Source organism: Ruegeria sp. CF8 (assembly GCF_056537285.1).
Genome location: NZ_JBQFRG010000001.1, coordinates 563,052 through 580,597 on the forward strand (window position 1 = coordinate 563,052; position 17,546 = coordinate 580,597).

17 protein-coding genes and 1 riboswitch are annotated in these 17,546 nt (G+C 56.9%); of the genes, 7 read left to right on the forward strand and 10 right to left on the reverse strand.

Annotated features, from left to right (window positions below; genetic code table 11):
• The first annotated feature begins 113 nt into the window (after positions 1-113).
• The gene (locus tag ACR0EV_RS02805; protein WP_480799004.1) at positions 114-1,550 is read left to right on the forward strand and encodes a Do family serine endopeptidase; all 1,437 of its coding nucleotides are present in this window, start codon (positions 114-116) and stop codon (positions 1,548-1,550) included.
• 218 nt (positions 1,551-1,768) lie between these two features.
• Here ACR0EV_RS02805 and ACR0EV_RS02810 read toward each other — a convergent pair whose 3' ends face one another.
• The 5 genes from ACR0EV_RS02810 to ACR0EV_RS02830 form a co-directional block, all read right to left on the reverse strand.
• Positions 1,769-2,437 carry a Crp/Fnr family transcriptional regulator gene (locus tag ACR0EV_RS02810; protein WP_480798696.1) on the reverse strand — a complete coding sequence of 223 codons (669 nt, stop codon included), beginning with the start codon at positions 2,435-2,437 and terminating at the stop codon, positions 1,769-1,771.
• A 115-nt stretch (positions 2,438-2,552) separates the two neighbouring features.
• On the reverse strand, positions 2,553-3,158 hold the full coding sequence (locus ACR0EV_RS02815) for an inner membrane-spanning protein YciB (RefSeq protein WP_480798697.1): 606 nt from the start codon (positions 3,156-3,158) through the stop codon (positions 2,553-2,555).
• 16 nt (positions 3,159-3,174) lie between these two features.
• Positions 3,175-4,077: an EamA family transporter gene (locus ACR0EV_RS02820; protein ID WP_480798698.1), complete on the reverse strand. Its 903-nt coding sequence runs from the start codon at positions 4,075-4,077 to the stop codon at positions 3,175-3,177.
• Between the two features lie 87 nt (positions 4,078-4,164).
• Entirely contained in the window at positions 4,165-5,307 is a 1,143-nt protein-coding gene (gene ftsY, locus ACR0EV_RS02825) for a signal recognition particle-docking protein FtsY (protein ID WP_480798699.1), read from the reverse strand.
• A gap of 58 nt (positions 5,308-5,365) precedes the next feature.
• Positions 5,366-6,004, reverse strand: a complete 639-nt coding sequence (locus ACR0EV_RS02830; RefSeq protein WP_480798700.1) for a lysoplasmalogenase — start codon at positions 6,002-6,004, stop codon at positions 5,366-5,368.
• Positions 6,005-6,144: 140 nt separating this feature from the next.
• Between ACR0EV_RS02830 and ACR0EV_RS02835 the strand changes: the two genes are divergently transcribed.
• Entirely contained in the window at positions 6,145-6,540 is a 396-nt protein-coding gene (locus tag ACR0EV_RS02835; protein WP_480798701.1) for a hypothetical protein, read from the forward strand.
• Between the two features lie 69 nt (positions 6,541-6,609).
• On the opposite strand, the gene xseA is transcribed toward ACR0EV_RS02835, so the two are convergent.
• Entirely contained in the window at positions 6,610-8,094 is a 1,485-nt protein-coding gene (xseA, locus tag ACR0EV_RS02840) for an exodeoxyribonuclease VII large subunit (RefSeq protein WP_480798702.1), read from the reverse strand.
• Positions 8,095-8,169: 75 nt separating this feature from the next.
• Between xseA and purD the strand changes: the two genes are divergently transcribed.
• Positions 8,170-9,438 carry a phosphoribosylamine--glycine ligase gene (purD, locus tag ACR0EV_RS02845; RefSeq protein ID WP_480798703.1) on the forward strand — a complete coding sequence of 423 codons (1,269 nt, stop codon included), beginning with the start codon at positions 8,170-8,172 and terminating at the stop codon, positions 9,436-9,438.
• 73 nt (positions 9,439-9,511) lie between these two features.
• Here the strand turns inward: purD and ACR0EV_RS02850 are convergent, their stop codons facing one another.
• On the reverse strand, positions 9,512-10,273 hold the full coding sequence (locus ACR0EV_RS02850) for an FG-GAP repeat domain-containing protein (RefSeq protein ID WP_480798704.1): 762 nt from the start codon (positions 10,271-10,273) through the stop codon (positions 9,512-9,514).
• Entirely contained in the window at positions 10,273-10,596 is a 324-nt protein-coding gene (locus tag ACR0EV_RS02855) for a 2Fe-2S iron-sulfur cluster-binding protein (protein ID WP_170715918.1), read from the reverse strand. The genes ACR0EV_RS02850 and ACR0EV_RS02855 overlap by 1 nt, the downstream gene beginning before the upstream one ends.
• A 126-nt stretch (positions 10,597-10,722) precedes the next feature.
• On the opposite strand from ACR0EV_RS02855, the gene ACR0EV_RS02860 reads away from it, so the two are divergent.
• Both ACR0EV_RS02860 and ACR0EV_RS02865 read left to right on the forward strand, forming a co-directional pair.
• Positions 10,723-11,097 carry an OB-fold nucleic acid binding domain-containing protein gene (locus ACR0EV_RS02860; RefSeq protein WP_480798705.1) on the forward strand — a complete coding sequence of 125 codons (375 nt, stop codon included), beginning with the start codon at positions 10,723-10,725 and terminating at the stop codon, positions 11,095-11,097.
• 85 nt (positions 11,098-11,182) lie between these two features.
• Positions 11,183-12,211 (forward strand): VOC family protein, encoded by a 1,029-nt coding sequence (locus ACR0EV_RS02865; RefSeq protein ID WP_480798706.1) that lies wholly within the window; start codon positions 11,183-11,185, stop codon positions 12,209-12,211.
• An 817-nt stretch (positions 12,212-13,028) separates the two neighbouring features.
• Here the strand turns inward: ACR0EV_RS02865 and ACR0EV_RS02870 are convergent.
• On the reverse strand, positions 13,029-13,718 hold the full coding sequence (locus ACR0EV_RS02870; RefSeq protein ID WP_480798707.1) for a glutathione S-transferase N-terminal domain-containing protein: 690 nt from the start codon (positions 13,716-13,718) through the stop codon (positions 13,029-13,031).
• 23 nt (positions 13,719-13,741) lie between these two features.
• Complete coding sequence (locus tag ACR0EV_RS02875; protein ID WP_480798708.1) at positions 13,742-14,677, reverse strand: alpha/beta hydrolase; 936 nt, start codon at positions 14,675-14,677, stop codon at positions 13,742-13,744.
• 137 nt (positions 14,678-14,814) lie between these two features.
• A riboswitch (SAM riboswitch) is annotated at positions 14,815-14,892 on the forward strand.
• Positions 14,893-14,953: 61 nt separating this feature from the next.
• Here ACR0EV_RS02875 and metZ point away from each other — a divergent pair.
• Positions 14,954-16,144, forward strand: a complete 1,191-nt coding sequence (gene metZ / locus ACR0EV_RS02880) for an O-succinylhomoserine sulfhydrylase (protein WP_480799005.1) — start codon at positions 14,954-14,956, stop codon at positions 16,142-16,144.
• Between the two features lie 255 nt (positions 16,145-16,399).
• Positions 16,400-17,503: a GTP cyclohydrolase FolE2 gene (gene folE2, locus ACR0EV_RS02885; protein ID WP_480798709.1), complete on the forward strand. Its 1,104-nt coding sequence runs from the start codon at positions 16,400-16,402 to the stop codon at positions 17,501-17,503.
• The last annotated feature ends 43 nt before the right edge of the window (positions 17,504-17,546 follow it).

Sequence of the window (17,546 nt, forward strand, 5' to 3'; positions counted from 1 at the left end):
TCGATAAGCAAAACTGTTTTTTTGCGGTCTGGGGAAGACTGTCGACAAGGAGAGCTCAAGTGCAGGCGAAAGCGCGCAGTGTGTCCGTCCGGTGGGACGAAAGGGTTGAGTGGATGCGGGTGATGTGGCTGGCTTTTGCCGGAATGCTGCTTTTGCTGGCGCAAACGGTTGCCGTGCAGGCCCGGGGTGAAAGTCTTGCGCCGCTGGCGGAAAAGATCAGCCCGGCCGTGGTGAACATTACAACAAGCACTCTGATCGAAAGTCAGACAGGTCCGCAGGGGATTGTCCCCGAAGGATCTCCGTTCGAGGATTTCTTTCGCGAATTTCAGGACCGAAACGGGGATGATGACGACGCGCCACGCCGCAGCAACGCTTTGGGCTCGGGCTTTGTGATCTCGGAAGACGGATTCATCGTCACCAATAATCACGTCATTGCCGAAGCCGATGAAATCCTTGTGGAATTCTTCCCAGGTGACGGTCAGCCCAAGCAAGAGCTGGTAGCAAAAGTCATCGGCACGGATGAGAAGACCGACATCGCATTGCTCAAGGTCGAAGCGTCGGGGCCGCTGAAATACGTGACATTCGGCGACAGTGACGTCGCGCGCGTGGGCGATTGGGTTATTGCCATGGGCAACCCGCTGGGGCAGGGCTTTTCGGTTTCAGCCGGGATCGTATCAGCTCGTAACCGAGAGCTGAGTGGATCTTACGACGATTACATTCAGACCGATGCGGCGATCAACCGAGGTAACTCAGGTGGTCCGTTGTTCAACATGGATGGCGAGGTGATCGGCGTGAACACGGCAATCCTTTCTCCAAACGGTGGATCAATCGGGATTGGATTTTCGATGGCGTCCAACGTTGTGGTCAAAGTTGTCGACCAATTGCGTGAATTTGGGGAAACGCGCCGTGGGTGGCTTGGCGTGCGTATTCAGGACGTGACGCCGGACATGGCCGAAGCAATGGGCCTTGAAAAGCCCGGCGGCGCCCTGATCAGCGATGTCCCGGAAGGTCCGGCAAAAGAAGCAGGTTTGAAGGCGGGTGATGTGATCACCAGTTTTGACGGTGTCGAAGTAGAAGACACCCGCGGTCTGGTGCGTCAGGTCGGTGAAACAGAAGTCGGAAAATCTGTGCGTGTCATCGTGCATCGGGACGGCGGAACTCAGACCGTGCTGGTCACATTGGGTCGTCGCGAAGATGCAGAGCGTGCCGACAACGGCGAAGAGGAACCTGAAGAGGCGCCGGTCGACGAGAACGCGGATATTCTTGGTCTGACGATTTCGCCCTTGACCGACACGCTGCGCGAGGATCTGGGCCTGGACGCAGACGCCGAAGGTCTGGTGATTTCTGACGTCGATCAGGCGTCCGAAGCTTATGCCAAAGGGTTGCGGGCCGGTGATCTGATCACCGAAGCGGGACAGCAAAAGGTAGAGACCATCGGTGATCTGGAAGAGCGAATGGAAGAATCGCGCGAAGCCGGCAGGAAATCCCTGCTGCTCTTGGTGCGCAGGGGCGGAGATCCACGATTTGTGGCGCTAAGCCTGGAAGAATAAACCAAAGAGGCCGGGACAATATCCCGGCCTTTTCTTTGCTTGACTGATTAAGGGGCAGGGTATTTGCAAAAAATGAGCCATACGCAGAAATTGCGTATGGCTCAGATACAGGGAGAGGTCAGTGGACAGATATCGGGGATGATTCTCTGACCTCCTACGGTAACAAGTCCACCTTAGGTTATGTTTGGAAACAGGTCTGTGAAGCAGGTCACACCTGTTCAGATCAGGTCGGACTCTGCAAGTTCCCGCAAGGCTGTGAAGTCCTGGATCAGCAATCCCCCGCGGGACGCTTCCACGACGTTGTCTCTTTTCCAGCCCGAGATTGTCTTGGACACAGCTTCGCGCGTCGCCCCGACAAATTCAGCCAGTTCGCTTTGCGATAGCGTAATGCGCTCGGACGGGTTGTCCTGTAAACCTGACAGGTGTAGCAGCCTTCGCGCCAGACGAATGGGCATGGGCAAAAAGACCTGCTCGTTCAACTGAGATCCCATGTACCGCATCCGCAATCCGGCCAGCCGGATTAAATCCTCTGCAAGATCAGGGTGGTGTCGGATCTGTTTCAAGACGTCATTGCGGCGCACACGCAGAACGCGCGAGGCTTCGGCAGCAGCTATGGTGGCGGTGCGTGGGCCATTGTCAAACAGGGCGATTTCGCCAAAGACCTCGCCGGGTCGCATCAGGGTCAGGGTCAGCTTGCGTCCGCTCATGGCCAGAAAGGACACTTCCAGCGTTCCGTCCAATATGGCGTAAAGCGCGTCGCCCTCGTCGCCTTGTTCAAAAAGTGTTTCGCCTTGGGTCAGGGAAATTTCGGTCGCTTGAGCCGAAAGCATTTCTCTGAGCCCGTCGGAGGCTTCGGACAGGAAGCCGCTGTTGGGAAAGGCCGTCATGTATGCACCGATCTTGGGCAAGGTGAGTGTGTGGGTGGTGATACAACTTCACATAGCTCGGCGCATTATCCAAGAATTTTGTTTGTTTTGGCAGACCTGGCTAACGCAACGGGACTTATTTCTGTTCCGGATCCTCCATGTAGCGCTGCAACATGCTGAATTGCAGCATCAAAAAGGCCATCAGCGCTATGGGAAAGCCAAAGGTCTCGATCTTGACCCACATGTCCGTCGACATTGTGCGCCAGACAAATTCGTTGGCGGCGGCCAGAATAGCAAAACAGGCGCACAAGCGGCGTGTCAGGATCATCCAGCCTTCGTGTTTCATCGGAAGCAGCTCTTCCAGAACATAGGCCAGGTAAGATTTCTTCTGCATCAGGCCAATGCCCAGGATCAAAGCAAACAGACCATAGACCAGCGTGGTTTTCATCTTGAAGAACCGCTCGTCATTGAACCAGGCGGTGAGGCCACCGAAGAAAAGGACCATGAAAGCAGTGAATATCTGCATTCGGCTGAGTTTTCCGGTCAGATACCACAGTATACCCATCGCGCCGAGCATCAGCGGAACAAAAATGATCGTTGCAACGATAAAGCCGGAATACTCGATGCCACCGATCAGAAAACTGTCGTCACGCAAACGCAGGTAGATGAAGAAGAAGGCCAAAGGGGGCCCAAGTTCCAGCACCTGTTTCAAAAACGGGTTGATGTCTTTTTTGGCTGTCATCTGTACGTCCTGCTGTTTACCCGCCCATTTCAACGATTACAGCGCCGAGTGCAATCAATGCCATAAGGGCAATGCGTCGGGGCCCTACAGTTTCCTTTAGCACAAGCCAACCGATGAGGGCCGCAAAGACCGTTGAGGTTTCGCGAAGAACGGCGGCCTCACCCACTTTGTCCAATCGGGTTGCCATCATAATCGCGCCAAATGACAGAGGTGCAATAATCCCACCAGCCAGACCGCGCAGCATGAGGGGGCCGACAGCAGGGCGGTTGATCATGGCGCGCCACCTGAGGAAAGAGTAGATCGGCATGGCAGCGCCATCGATCATGAAAAACCAGGCTAGAAATGTAAAAGGGTCGGCAGTGGCGCGGATGCCGTAGGCGTCATAGGTGGTGTACAGGGCCACAAAAAGGCCCGTGATGATCGCCAGAGTGAGCGCGATGCCCAGAGTGTCCCGATTGGTTTCCAGATACCGAAAATTATACGCAGCCAACCCGAAGATACCAGCCAGAAGGGTCGCAACGCCCAACCATTGAACGGCAGAAAAGGTTTCTCCGAATAGAAGATAAGCCCCGATCACTGTAAAAAGTGGCCCAGTTCCGCGCACAACCGGATAGACCACTGTGTAGGAGCCCTTGGTATATGCCATCGCCTGAAGCGTCTTGTACGCGATGTGAATCAGCCAGACGAGCGCGAAGATCGGCCACATATGCGGTTCGGGCCAGGGCACAACAAAAAGGGCGAAAGGTGCGGCCATGAGGCAGTAACTGGCATCAATGGCCCCACGAGACAGCCACGGATCATGGCGCCCCTTTTGCAGAGCCCCAAACACGGCATGAAGAAAAGCCGCCATCAGGGCCAACCCGAGAGCAAGTTGGTGGCCCGCTTCCGTCCCTTCCAATGAGATCAGCCAGTTGCTCAAAGATGCCAACCTTTTGCTGGGCGGTGAGGCTGGGGGTTTTCCACCCCCAGACCCCCGAAGGTATTTTTAGCCAGATGAAGGGGCGGATCAGCCTTTGTCGAGACCGGTCAGGGCGGCGGCAAACTCTTCGGGATCGAAGGGGGCGAGGTCGTCGATCTGTTCGCCCACACCAATGGCGTGGATGGGCAGGCCGAATTTGTCCGCCAAAGCGACCAGAACGCCGCCTTTTGCTGTACCGTCCAGTTTGGTCATGACAAGACCCGAGACGTCTGCCAGCTTGCGGAACGTCTCTACCTGGCTCAAGGCGTTCTGTCCTGTGGTGGCGTCGAGGACCAGCAAAGTGTTGTGCGGGGCCGTGTCGTCGACTTTGCGGATGACGCGGACGATCTTGGCCAGCTCTTCCATCAGGTCGGCACGGTTTTGCAAACGGCCAGCGGTGTCGATCATCAGCAGATCGGCGCCCTCTGCCTGCGCGCGAGTCAGGGCATCAAAGGCAAGGCTGGCAGGGTCCGAGCCTTCCGGCGCGGTCAGCACCGGAACCCCGGCGCGGTCGCCCCAGACTTGCAATTGTTCAACGGCCGCGGCGCGGAACGTGTCACCGGCGGCAATGACAACTTTCTTGCCTGCCTCTTTGAACTGGCTTGCGAGTTTGCCGATTGTGGTGGTCTTGCCCGAGCCGTTGACCCCGACGACCAGCACCACTTGCGGGCGTTTGGGATAGATGGGCAGAGGTTTGGCCACGGGCTCCATCACGCGGGCGACCTCTTGCGCCAATAGTTGCTTGATTTCCCGGGTTGAGAGTTTGCGGCCAAAGCGCCCCTCGGCCATGTTCGAGGTGACGCGCAAGGCTGTGTCGACGCCCATGTCAGAGGCAATCAGAAGCTCTTCGAGCTGCTCCAGCATGTCATCATCCAAGGTGCGGCGCATCTCCGTAGTGCCACCGCCGCGATTGAACAGGCGGTTCAAGATACCCTTCGATTCAGGGACTTCGGGAGGAGGAGCGGCCGGAGTTGGATCGGCGGGGACAGGGGCGGGCGGTTCAGCCGGTTGCGGTGCCGGGGCAGGATCTGGGATTTCCGGGACCGGTTGCGGTTCGGGCTGTGGTTCGGGGATCACCGGGTCAGGCGCGGCCGTTTCCTCGCCGCCATCTTCGACGATGGCTTCCAGCCCCTCTTCCAGACGAGAGGAGGATTTGAACAGCTTGTCCTTTAGCTTTGAGAAAAACGCCATGTAGTGTCTCCGCAGGTGTTCCCTTCACCTAATGCGGATTTGCGGCAGTTGCAAAGGGTCACGCGAACGCAAGGACAAAGCCAAGCTGTGCGCCCCAGTAAAGAGGCCAGACCAGATAGGGCGTTGCCTTGAGGGCCGGGTGGTTCGGTGGAAGCAGAAACTTTTCGGTCGCAAGAACCAGATCGGACGCGATGAAGGCGATGGCGGCAGGAAAGGCCCAGCGCAAAGCACCCGCATCCGGTAGTGCTAGAACAGTGATACCCATTCCAAGGATGATGGGGATATAGGCCAACACAGGCCCTTTCAGATCACCAGCGCGGGGCGTAAGAACCGTTGCCATGATGATACCCAGAATGACCAGAGACCACACCGTTGCAGGTGCGTTCCAGATCAGATCAGCGTTACTGGTCGGATAAGTCAGGAACAGCACGATATAGGCCAGATGTCCGCCGGCAAAGGCGGCGATGCCTGCCATGAACGTGGCATCCGTTTCGCGCGACAACAATGCGTCGCCTGTCGCACATAAGGCAAGCGCAACAACAAGTAACCATGGCCCGCCTTGCACAAGGGCTGCGACGGCCAAAGCGGCAACCGAGGTGGTCTTGAATACCGTGCGCAAGGCTGAGGCCGGGCGCGCTGTCATGGGCAGATAGACAAGGGCGCAGCCAAGTGCGATCAAGAATAGTAAGTTGGTCATGGATGCTCCCGGCTGTTCGCAACCGATCTCAGCGGGTGCAGGGTTTGAAATCAACCGCTTACGTAAAGTTAAGTTTCGTGTGAGGTCCCTTGTTAAAACGGTGATTGGCGTCGACGTTAAGCTTCTGGCAGAGTGCGCGTATGCTTAGGTATTGGATGATTCTCGCAAGTTTTGCCGCGCAGACCGTTTCGGCCCAGACGCCATTATCTGGCTCGGAGTTCGACAGATACACGCAAGGTAAAACCCTGTTCTACGGGTTCGAGGGGCAAGTTTACGGGGTCGAACGGTATTTACCGAACCGGCGTGTGATCTGGTCTTTTCTGGATGGCAATTGCAAAGAAGGTGTCTGGTATCAGCGGGACGAGCAGATCTGCTTTGTCTATGAAGACAGGCTTGACCCTCAATGCTGGGTTTTTACGCAATCCGGCGGCGGCCTGGTTGCGCAGTTCGAAGGCAACCCAGAGGCGACTGAGCTTTATGAGGCCGAAGAACTAGGCGAGGAAATGGTGTGTTACGGGCCAGAGGTTGGCGTGTGATCAGGGTAAGCGGACTACTTTCAGCCGTTAAATTCGATGATGTTGTAAGCCCAAAATGGTCGGTCTCCCTTAGAACAGTGATCCCTGATCAGGGGCGTCCGGTTTGGGTTTCTTGGGCGTCGGTTTTGCGGCTGCGCCAGTGCTGAGAATGCCATCGGCGAACTCGATCTCAAGTGCCGCATGTTTGGCCGCCTGGGCTTTGGTTGTGATCACGCCACCCTCCGCGCGGACGACCGCATATCCCCGTTCTAAAGTGGCTTTGTAACTGAGCGTTTCGCGCAAGCGGTCGGTGGCCTCAAGTTTTTGCTGAAGGCGTTCAAGCCGCGTGGTCTGAGCGGTGTTTATTCGATCACCCAGACGGGCAAGGCTCTGCCGCTGCTGGTCGATCTCGCGTTCAATAGGTCGCAGGGACAGGCGCGAAGACAGGTTGCGCAGCGATTCCCGGCGCGTCGTTACTAAACTACGCAAGGTCGAGGGGCGCAGATGGGCGGACAGTTCGACGACTTGCAGACGGCGGTTTTGTACGCCATGGGTCAAGGCGGGTGTCAGGCGATCTGCAATCAAATCAAGGCGTTGGCGTGGGGTGTTCAACAAGCTGTCCGGGCGCGGCAAAGCGCGGGACAGATCGCGCAGCCTTTGCGTTCGGCGTTGAACTGCATCCGTTGCCGCACGGGACAACCGCGCACCTTGCTCTCCGGTCCAGGCAAGCAGCTCCATTCGGACGGGCACGGCAAGCTCTGCTGCGGCAGTTGGCGTGGGCGCGCGGCGATCCGAGACAAAGTCGATCAGCGTTGTGTCGGTTTCATGCCCGACGGCTGAAATCAGAGGAATATCCGAAGCAGCGGCGGCGCGGGCGACGACCTCTTCGTTAAAGCCCCAGAGATCCTCAATGGACCCGCCGCCACGCGCCACGATGATCAGGTCGGGGCGGGGCAAGGCTCCGCCCGGCGTCAATTGATTGAACCCTTCGACAGCGCGGGCCACTTCGGGCGCACAGTTCGCACCTTGAACGGCTACGGGCCAGATCAGCACCTTGCGCGGAAACCGATCCCTTAGTCGGTGAAGAATATCGCGGATCACGGCACCCGAAGGCGATGTCACCACACCAATGATCTGCGGTAGGTAGGGCAGCGGTTTCTTGCGCTCAGGCGCAAATAGACCCTCGGCCTCAAGCTGTTTCTTGCGCTTTTCCAACAAGGCCATCAGCGCGCCTTGACCGGCGACGGACACCTTATCGACATTCAGATTATATTTCGATTGCGCCCCAAACGCGGTCAGGCGGCCTGTGACGACAACCTCCAACCCTTCTTCCGGCACAACGGACAGGCCGGAAATCTGCCCTTTCCAAGTGGTACAGGCCAGAACGTTCCGGTCATCCTTAATGTCATAGTACAAATGCCCCGAACGCGCTTTGAATACGCGCCCGACCTCGCCCCGCACACGGATTCGCCCGAAGGAGCCTTCGAGCGCCCGTTTCACCTCTCCTGAGATCTCAGAAACGGTGTATTCGGGGGTATTTTGGCCCGGAATCGGGTCATCAAGCAGATCGGACATTTCAGCGCCTTGTTTCGAATGCCGGGCCAGCTTAGAACGCCGCGCAGGCAAGGCCAAGCAGATCGGAGAGCATTCATGAACATCCTCATTCTCGGCAGCGGCGGGCGCGAACACAGCCTCGCCTGGGCGGTGTTGCAAAACCCAAAATGCGACCGTCTGATCGTGGCTCCGGGCAATGCCGGAATCGCTCAGATCGCGGATTGTGCCGCGCTGGATATCGAGAATGGCGGGGCCGTTGTCAGCTTTGCCGAAGAAAACGCGATTGATTTCGTGATTGTTGGGCCCGAGGCACCTTTGGCGGCTGGCGTGGCTGATCGCTTGCGCGAGGCCGGAGTTCTGGTTTTTGGTCCCTCCGCCGAGGCGGCGAAGCTGGAAGCGTCGAAAAGCTTCACCAAGGAAATCTGCGACGCGGCCAACGCGCCCACAGCAGCGTATGCCCGGTTCACCGAAGCTGATCCTGCCAAGGCCTATATCCGCGAGCAAGGCGCGCCGATTGTGGTTAAGGCTGACGGTCTGGCCGCGGGCAAAGGCGTGATCGTTGCGATGGATGAAGAGACTGCGTTGGACGCGATTGACGACATGTTCGGTGGCGTTTTTGGCGGTGCCGGCGCGGAAGTTGTCATTGAAGAATTCATGGACGGCGAGGAAGCCTCGCTTTTTGTTCTGTGTGATGGTGAGGACATTCTCTCAGTCGGGACAGCTCAGGACCACAAACGGGTTGGCGAGGGCGATACCGGATTGAACACGGGCGGCATGGGCGCGTATTCTCCGGCACCGGTGTTGAGCGAAGAGGTGGAGGCGCGCGCGATGGAAGAGATTGTGCGTCCGACCATTGCCGAGATGCAGCGCCGGGGTACGCCGTTTCAAGGTGTCCTTTACGCTGGGTTGATGATCAAGGACGGTCAGCCGCGCCTGGTGGAATACAATGTGCGTTTTGGCGATCCTGAATGTCAGGTGCTGATGATGCGCCTTGGTGCGCAGGCGATGGATTTGATGCATGCCGCTGCTGAGGGGCGGCTGGGCGAAATGCGAGTGAACTGGGCGGATGATCACGCGATGACGGTTGTGATGGCGGCTAAGGGCTATCCAGGTTCCTATGAAAAGGGTTCAGTCATCAAGGGGTTGAACGCGTTGCCCGAGGATAGCAGCAACATGGTGTTTCATGCGGGGACCAAGGCTGTTGAGGGTCAGGTGCAGGCTGCCGGCGGACGTGTTTTGAACGTCACCGCACGTGGGGAAACGCTGCAAGAGGCGCGGGACCGGGCGTATCAGATGGTTGATGGGGTGGAATGGCCCGAAGGATTTTACCGGCACGATATCGGGTGGCGTGCTTTGGATGGTTGATCGGGCAGGGGGCTTTGCCCCCTCGGCCTGCGGCCTCACCCCCAAGGTATTTTTAGCCAGATGAAGAGGCGGATCAGCAGTTCAAGGCTTGGGCGAGGCTGTTGGGGCCTTTGAATGGGCCGAGATCGGTTTTGGTCCAGTCATTGTTGTAGGAAACGCTGACGATCCGTGACCAGTCGGCGCTGGCTACGATCAGCTCTGGGCGGTCGCCGCAGGTGCGCAGGCCGCCTGAGATAAAATCCTCACCGATCTTGTGGTTGGTCAGACCGGGTATCGAAGCGATCTCGGCCAGGGTGTTGTCTTTGTAGCGCCAGACGCGCAGTGTTTTGGCAAGGTGCGGGCGGTCGATATAGGCGATTTCGATATGGCCGTCACCGTCCAGGTCGGCTGCGCCAATTGGGGCGAGCCAGCGAAAGCGGGTGCCGATATGAGGTGTGGCGGCGATTTTAGTGCCGCTTGCATTGTATATGGCAAGCTGTGCGCCTTGTTGATCCTGAGATTCGACGACAATCGCTTCGAGAGTTTCGTCTGCATCAATATCGATAAGCCGTGGCGCGAGATCTTCGAAGACGCGATCCAGTGGCAGGCGAACAGTTACGGTTTTTGGATTTGATTGGGCACTTTGAACATTTAGTTCCAATGCACCGTATTCAACGTTGTCGCCTAAAACCCCATGCGCATAGCGTGTGGTGGGTTCTGTAAATTTGGCCGCTTTAATTTGATCTGCGGCAATTGCTGTGCCCAAGGCCGATCCCCAAAGGCACAGTGCTGTCAGCGCGCCGCGTACCCGGCCGTTCCAAAGGCGAGCGGGCAGGCGCGGCGCTGCGGAAAGCATCAGATCTGCTTTTCAGGCATCTGTACGACCAGACCGTCCAGCGCGTCGGTGACCTTGATCTGGCAGGTCAGGCGCGAGCGGGCCGGGTCGGGCTCATAGGCAAAGTCCAGCATGTCTTCTTCCATGTCATCTTTGCCCGGGATCTTTTCGACCCAGTCGGGGTGGACATAGACATGGCAGGTCGAGCAGGCGCAGGCGCCGCCGCAGTCGGCCTCGATGCCGGGAATGTTGTTGTCACGGGCCCCTTCCATGACGGTCAGTCCGTTGGCGACCTCGACAGTGTGTTCGGTACCGCCGTGCTCGACATAGGTGATCTTTGCCATTGCGTGCGTCTTCCTTTTACGATGTTCGAATCTTCCTTAGTGAAGGCATTTAGGTCTTTCCAGCCTCATTTGCGACTCATCGCGCCGTGTCTGGACTTTCCTTGTGTTTGTTCTATCTTTGTTCTCATGCTTGTTGCTCCTGTTCGCACTGTTACGCCAAACCAGGGCTGGCCACGCCCGCCATCCTGTTTGCCGTCAAACCAATTGACGGCACCGCCCGAGGGTGCGCGGGTGGCCGTGGCCGGGCTTGTGATCCTGCGGCAGAGGCCGGGGACAGCCAAGGGGGTGATCTTTCTGACGCTTGAGGATGAGACCGGGATCGTGAATGTGGTGGTATGGCGCAAGATCTACGAGCAATTCCGCCGCGCGGTGATTTCAGGGCGTTTGCTGAAGGTGACGGGCCGGATGCAGCGGGCGCATTCGGTGACTCATGTGATCGCGGAAGAGATCGAAGATATCTCGGGTATGTTGGATGTGCTGGTGCGGGGGGAAGGGCATTAAAGCAATCTGTGTATAGTGCGGCCTCTGGACAGGGCGCTGCCCCGGTCATAGCTCGGATAGGTATTGAAACGAGTAAGAGGGCGCGATGGCAAACGGACATTTTCTGTGGACGGACCTGTCCACCTACGACATGCGCACAGCCAGAGCGGACTATGCCGAATTATTCACTTGGTCATTTGGCAAAGAACATGCCTATGACTTTGCCACCATCGGCGGTCAGGAGGTTGCGGCAATCTTCCCGATGCCGGATCGTTTGGCGAAAATGAACATGCCGTCATTTTGGATGTCGTACATCCATGTCGATGATCTGGACGCGAAGGTCGAACAAGCTCGGGCACACGAGGGGGTAATCATCGAAGTTGAGCCCCAGCCCTTCAGTGAAGCGGCCCGTATCGCGTTGGTTCGGGATCCATCCGGCGCGGGCTTCACGATGTACGAAGGACCTGACATCCAGACCGGAGCGACGGGCGCTGGTAAGGTCATAGGCCGCTTTCACCACGTTCCTGACATAGCGCTGATCGCGCCATTCTATGCGGACCTGTTCGGGTGGCACTTTGAGAAAAGCTCGGCAAGCCCATGGCCGCGTTATGATATACGCCATCCCGACGAAACAATTGTTGCCTGGGCCGAAGAGGTGCCCGAGGAGATTCGTGGAAAGTTTCGTTATTGGATGCCGTGTTTTGGCGTCAAATCGGTCGGCGATACCCTACGGCAAATCGAGGCGCGGTCTGGGAAGCACCACAATGACCTGCCGGAGGGCCGCGTATTGGTATCAGACCGGCAAGGGGCTCATTTCATGATACAGGCCGTGGGTCCAAACGGTGGGGTGGTTGACGAAAGCTCGGATACAAGCGCCAAAAGCACATCAGTTGGAGTGGCCTGGAAGTCGCTAATCGCGTTGGTTTGCGTATGGCTTGCCGTGATCATGGACTTACAGGTGTTTTGGGGCGTGCTGTTCCTGATCTGGACATGGTTGGCATTAAGATCCGGGCGCGCCGATTTTGTTGAGCCGATTGATCGGGCGACTCGACCTTTGATATTCTGGCTTATCACCGGAACGTGGATAGTACTGAGCTCTTGGGTGATCATTGCGTCGGTTTTCGGTGGCTGGTGATCATGTGTGAAGGAAACTAAGCGTCAGATGCAAATCAGACGTTTTTTCAGCCGCTTGGTGTCCGGTTCTGCCTTTGCATAGACGGCGCCAAAGACATGTTTGCGCCTGCCAATAATGAGCAAAAGGCGCTTTTCCGCCAATCTGGCAACTGTTGGTCGACTCTCCGACATGGGTTGGGTATTTGCCCATGTCTCTTTGCGTCAGCCGAGGCCCGGGATGGACTTGGTTGCGCATCACTCAACGTCTTCTCAGAGTCATTCGGGATGCCAAACGTCACACAATACGGGCCCTTCGAAAAAAACGTCGTTCAGGATGAAGATAAAATATCCGACCGTCTTGCAGAGCTATCAGACCTCAGTCGGTCAAAAGGGTATGTACATGCCGCAAGAATGATTGAGGAAGCTCAGAAAGCTTACGCTTTCGAGAGCCGACATCTTGCAGCCGCCGAAGCGTATCGTTCCGAGTTACTGAACCTAACCGGTTTCGAGACGCCGCGGTCGCCGGAAACCTCGGATTTGAAGCAACGAGGGGTTCCGAATTTTCGGTCGAGGCGGTCCAGAAAATCGGAAAGCTTCCGTTCCGATGTTGCCCAGCGATCAGTTGAACCGCAGGGGCAAAGAGCTTTTGTCCTGACAGCCGGGATGCGTGTTGAAAGCAGGAAGGTTACAGCACTGCGTGGTCAGCAATGGACAGGCAAACCGATGCGCTTTCCTGCAGAGCCAGAATTCAAGTTTCGCTGACGCATTGCGCCGCGGCCAGAGGGTTTGCGCCAAACAACAAACATCACCAAGAGATCATGCGCTTGCTATGATTGAGGTTATCGTTTGAACAAAACCCCTTGCGACTGCTTGTCCCTGTGATCCCCACGCAATTCGGCGTGTAATGCGCGACCGGCTTGAACGCCAGGGCGGGCGCTGACCGTTTCAAGCCAACGGGCGAAATGCGGGGTATTGTCCAGTACATGCTGCTGACCTTCCCACAGGCTGGCCCAACCCCAGATCGACATATCTGCGATGGAGTAGAAATCGCCTGCAACGTATTCGTTGTTGGCCAGTCTGCGATCCAGCACGCCGTAAAGGCGGGCGACCTCGGTGCGATAGCGGTCCTTTGCATAAGGCAGGTCCTGTGGCGGATCCAGTTGGGGGGCGTATTTCAAAAAGTGATGCGCCTGACCGGCCATGGGTCCGACGCCGCCCATCTGCCACATCAGCCATTCTTCGACCGCAATCCGGTCACGCTCGGTCTTGCCATAGAACCGCCCGGTCTTGCGGGCCAGATACATCAGGATCGCACCGCTTTCGAACACGGAAACGGGTGCACCATCAGGGCCATCGGGATCAACGATGGCAGGCATCCGGTTGTTGGGGGCGATCTTCAGGAACTCGGGGTCGAACTGATCTCCCTTGCCGATATTGATCAGGTGAGTCCTGTAGGGTAACTCCATCTCTTCCAGGGCGATGGACACTTTCCAACCGTTAGGCGTGGGCCAGAAATACAGATCGATCATGGTCTCTCCTCAGGTTGAAGAGATCATGAGGCTTTCTGGGCAAACGGCAAGAGGGCTTGCGGCCGTGGCAAGGCAAAAAGTCGTGACCATCGACGATGTGGTCGTAGTGGGACACCGCGGCGCAACACGGGCAGGCTCAGTTTGTTTGGGTCTCGTAGCAAAGCATTATATACCCTCAGAATGCCGGGTCGGGTGTAGCTGGACCAATGGCAAATGCAGCTTTCCGGTGCAGTGATAGGAGAGATTAGCTTGGACAGATGATCCAGCGTTGCCAGGCAATCGATTTGCAAGGTGACTGCGTTCGCTGCCTGAAGCCCGTTTCCGATACTGCGATCTCCTTTACTGGGTGGCTGGATCAACAACTCGTACAACGCGTCGAAAAGGTCGTTTTCGCGGCTGATGATGTTGATGAACTCGGCGCGCTGACCCGCAGCACTCGCAAGTGCCTGAATAGCCCGGCTTTGGTATGCTGCACCTGTCATTGAGATGATCCGGCTAAATGCTCCGGGTTCAACGTGATGCAGTGCCTCCAGGACCAGTTCCGTGCCCATTGAGTGGCCCAGGAAATGGATCGGGCGGGATGGGTTCAGGCGGTGCAATTCAGTTATAACCTCGGCCAGCACGCGCCCGGACTCTACGGCACGGCGATGGGCTCGCCAAAGGGGCCCACTTGCGTCCCATCCGAAAGCAATGGCCAAACCCTCGTCTGTGAACCCGGCCCCAAAACCCAATTGCTGCGGCCAGCTTGGGCTATACTTGGGCATGACCCTTGGCTGTAAAGACAATATATGTCGGTGTGGGCAGGCGTTTACATCGTCGGGGCGGTACTTGTAACCGTGCGTCATGACAATGATTGGACCGTCCGTATCGCTGATTTGCCGCAGGGCCTCTGTAACGGGGCGGGCGCTGCTGTGTAGATGAGCGTGGCCGTCTATTGCGTTGATCCTGATAACTGGCATTCACTGCGCCTCACACAAGATGTTGTGGTGCTGCTCTCTCATGGCACTATGACGTTTCGGTGAATGCATGGTTACAGAACCGTGACGATGCACCTGCCGGGGTTGACGAATTTGCAAGTGCGGCGTAAGGGCAACATCACAGACCACGTGGCGATTTGTTACCGGATTGCGGGCCACGTTAAACAACACCGCTAAAAGGTCAGGATGAAAGACCCCTTTCGCTTGGCCGCGTCTGGGGTTTTTTGTTTGCCTCTGCCCGAGGCTGAAAGGATTGAGATGAGCGAGAACTGGAACAAACGCACCCAAGCCGTCCACAGTGGCATCCGCCGCAGCCAATACAACGAAGTGAGCGAGGCGATTTTCCTGACGCAGGGCTTCGTTTACGAAAACGCAGAACAGGCCGAAGCCCGGTTTCTGGAATGCGGACCTGACGAGTTCATCTATGCCCGCTATGGCAACCCGACAGTGTCCATGTTCGAACAGCGTATCGCAGCGTTGGAAGGGGCCGAAGACGCCTTTGCAACGGCATCGGGTATGGCCGCTGTCAACGGTGCGTTGACCTCGATGCTGAAGGCAGGCGATCACATCGTCTCCGCCAAAGCCTTGTTTGGATCCTGTTTGTATATCGTCGAAAACATCCTGACCCGTTTTGGTGTGGATGTAACCTTTGTTGACGGTACTGATCTTGAGCAATGGAAGGCTGCAATCCGGCCCGACACCAAAGCGGTGTTCTTCGAATCCATGTCGAACCCGACGCTGGAAGTGATCGATATCGCGTCTGTGGCAGAACTGGCTCATGCTGTTGGTGCCCTGGTTGTGGTGGACAACGTGTTCTCGACCCCGGTGTTTTCACGCGCGATCGAGCAGGGTGCAGATGTTGTAATCTATTCGGCGACCAAGCACATTGACGGCCAAGGCCGCGCGCTGGGCGGTGTGATCATCGGCACGCGGGACTTCATCCGCGGAACGGTCGAGCCTTACCTGAAGCATACCGGCGGCGCGCTGAGCCCGTTCAACGCCTGGGTTATGCTGAAAGGTCTGGAAACCATGGCTCTGCGGGTCAATGCGCAGGCTGAAAGCGCGCAAAAGATCGCAGAAGCAATGGAAGGGCACCCGGCGCTTGAGCGTACTTTGTATCCCGGCCTGAAAACCCACGCGCAGAACGCGCTGGTGCAGACGCAGCTTGGCGGCAAGGGTGGTACAGTTTTTTCTCTGGACATCAAAGGCGGCAAGGATGCGGCCTTTGCGTTCCTGAATGCGATGACGATCCCGGTGATTTCCAACAATCTGGGCGATGCCAAATCCATCGCAACGCACCCGGCCACGACAACGCACCAACGTCTGAGCGATGCTCAGAAGGACGAGTTGGGTATCACACCCGGCCTCATTCGTTTCTCTGTTGGTCTGGAAGACGCTGATGACCTGCTGTCCGATATCCGGCAGGCTTTGGAGGCCTCGCAAAAATAACCTGCCGCGTCCCGGGCGTCTCTACCTTGCCGGGGCGTGACTTAACGTCAGACTACGGCGTGATTATGTGTCCATACGGATCGCCTTTTGCGCTGTTTCCTGCTGATTGCACCAGCAAAAGGCGCAAATCGTTGCGAATTGACGGTTTTGCGCCGCTTTTTTCGATCCGGACTGCTATTGCCCACGTATCGGGGTAGACTGGAAAATGAACATCAGTCGTATATAGTCCGACGATCAATCGAGGAACCGCAGCCGATGAACGTTCACCCGCGCGACATTGATGAAACTCCGGATCGGGAAAAGGCCGTCGAGGCCCTTAAGGTTCTCCGGCAATGGGCTCAATCGGCGTCTGCATCCGAGATCAGCCAATTGGACCCGGCTGTGGCCAGACTGGTGCCAGGGTTGACGTCGGTGAATTACCCGTCTCTTTCTCGCGAGTATCCTGAGGATTTTGCTGTCGATGCCGCGTATCGCGCGTCACTGCCAGATTTGCAGAATGGCCCGTCCAGCCTGATCCGTGGGGCCAAGCAGCAAATCCAGCATGTGGGCATTTCGAACTTCCGCCTGCCGATCCGTTTCCATCGGAAAGAGGGCGATGATCTGACGCTTGAGACGTCTATCACAGGTACCGTCAGTCTGGAGGCCGAGAAAAAGGGCATCAACATGTCCCGGATCATGCGGTCGTTTTACAAACATGCAGAACGTACGTTCAGCTTCGAGGTCATGGAAGCGGCGCTTGATGACTACATGACAGATCTGGACAGTTTCGATGCCCGGATTCAGATGCGGTTTTCTTACCCGGACAAGGTAAAGAGCCTGCGCTCGGGTCTTGAGGGCTATCAGTATTACGACATTGCCCTGGAACTGGTCGAGCAAAACGGTGTGCGCCAAAAGATCATGCATCTGGACTATGTTTATTCGTCGACTTGCCCCTGCTCCCTTGAACTGAGCGAACATGCGCGCTCTGTGCGCGGGCAGCTTGCGACGCCACACTCCCAGCGGTCAGTCGCGCGCATTTCTGTTGTGGTGGATTGTGATGCGGATTGTTTGTGGTTCGAAGATCTGATCGCGCTGTGCCGTCGTGCTGTACCGACCGAGACGCAGGTCATGGTCAAACGTGAGGACGAACAGGCTTTTGCCGAGCTGAACGCAGCAAACCCCATTTTTGTCGAAGACGCTGCACGCCTGTTCTGTGCGGAACTGTTGGCGGATCACCACGTGGGCGATTTCCGCGTTTTAGCCAGCCATCAAGAAAGCTTGCACAGCCATGACGCTGTATCGATTCTGACAGAGGGCCCGACCTTTGAGGCTCCCAGCTTGGACCCCAGATTGTTCACAACATTGTTTCATGTCGGGTAAGAACCCCCGCGTAAACGTCTAGAATTTAATCAGAGATTGCGAA